The sequence below is a fragment of the Aquabacterium sp. UBA2148 genome, assembly GCF_002328915.1.
GTDB lineage: Bacteria > Pseudomonadota > Gammaproteobacteria > Burkholderiales > Burkholderiaceae_C > Aquabacterium > Aquabacterium parvum.
On record NZ_DCXA01000196.1, the window covers coordinates 12,380 to 13,258 of the forward strand.

An 879-nucleotide genomic window follows, 5' to 3' on the forward strand; every position below is an offset into this window, starting at 1 on the left:
GGCCAGGCCGACACCTTCGCGCGCAAGGTCGAGATCTGCGAACGCGCCTACCGCTTCCTGGTCGACGAGATCGGCTTCCCGCCGGAAGACATCATCTTCGACCCCAACATCTTCGCGGTGGCCACCGGCATTGAAGAGCACGACAACTACGCCGTCGACTTCATCGAAGCCACGCGCTGGATCAAGCAGAACCTGCCGGGCGCCAAGATCAGCGGGGGCGTCTCGAACGTGTCGTTCAGCTTCCGCGGCAACGAGCCGGTGCGCGAGGCCATCCACACCGTGTTCCTCTACCACGCCATCCAGGCGGGCATGGACATGGGCATCGTCAACGCCGGCATGGTGGGCGTGTACGACAACCTCGATCCGCACCTGCGCGAGCTGGTCGAAGACGTGGTGCTCAACCGCAAGCCGGTGTTCAAGGACGGCGAAGACACGTCGCTGACGCCAACCGAGCGCCTGCTGGGCATCGCCGAGCAGGTCAAGGGCACGGCCAAGGACGACAGCGCCAAGCTGGCCTGGCGCGGCACGGCCGAAGCGCCAGCCACCGTCGAGGCGCGCCTGAGCCACGCCCTGGTACATGGCATCACCGACTTCATCACCGCCGACACCGAAGAGTGCTGGCAGAAGATCAAGGCCGATGGTGGCCGCCCGCTGCACGTGATCGAAGGCCCGCTGATGGCCGGCATGAACACCGTGGGCGACCTGTTCGGTGCGGGCAAGATGTTCCTGCCGCAGGTGGTCAAGAGCGCCCGCGTGATGAAGCAGGCTGTGGCGCACCTGCTGCCCTACATCGAAGAAGAAAAGCGCCAGCTGGAGCTGGCCGGCGGCGACGTGCGCAGCAAGGGCAAGATCGTGATCGCCACCGTCAAGGGCGACGTG

General features: G+C 65.8%; 1 protein-coding gene. It reads left to right on the plus strand.

The features are described from left to right. Positions 1–879, plus strand: an 879-nt coding sequence (locus B2W70_RS10970; RefSeq protein WP_286745674.1) for a dihydropteroate synthase, incomplete at both ends; no start/stop codon positions are given.